This window comes from Poinsettia branch-inducing phytoplasma str. JR1 (assembly GCF_000309465.1).
GTDB lineage: Bacteria > Bacillota_I > Bacilli_A > Acholeplasmatales > Acholeplasmataceae > Phytoplasma > Phytoplasma pruni.
The window spans coordinates 1-449 of the sequence record NZ_AKIK01000131.1 but is presented as its reverse complement, the minus strand read 5'-3'; the positions used below and the strand labels follow the sequence as shown (position 1 = coordinate 449).

Sequence of the window (449 nt, the reverse complement as noted above, 5' to 3'; positions counted from 1 at the left end):
ACGGAAATGATTGTGCTTCTGGCGGTGATCGTTGGACAACTAGAACTTATTATCAATTCTTAGACTCTACACCACCCCCTAAAAAACCAGATATCCTCGACTCTATTGTTAATTTTAAACCTAGTCGTTTCAAAGCCGCTGGATATACAGCATCAGAATTAAGAACCGCTGGATATACAATTGATGATTTATATGATTTTGGATATACAATTCAACAATTAAGAACCGCTGGATATGCACTTAAACAACTAATAGATGCTAATTATACACTTAAAGAATTAAAAACTGGCGGATATACAGCATCAGAATTAAGAACCGCTGGATATACAATGGAAGAATTATTCAACGCTGGATTTGACGCCTATGAATTAAAAGGCGCTGGATTTAAAGTTTACGGTTTCATGTATTGATAAAGAATTAAAATCAATTTTCTTTTAGATCTGTGTTTG

General features: G+C 34.1%; 1 protein-coding gene. It reads left to right on the top strand.

Features of this window, described 5'->3' with window-relative positions:
* A partial coding sequence (locus ON17_RS03310) for a hypothetical protein (RefSeq protein WP_083858422.1) occupies positions 1-410 on the top strand: 410 nt, incomplete at its 5' end.
* Positions 411-449: the final 39 nt, after the last annotated feature.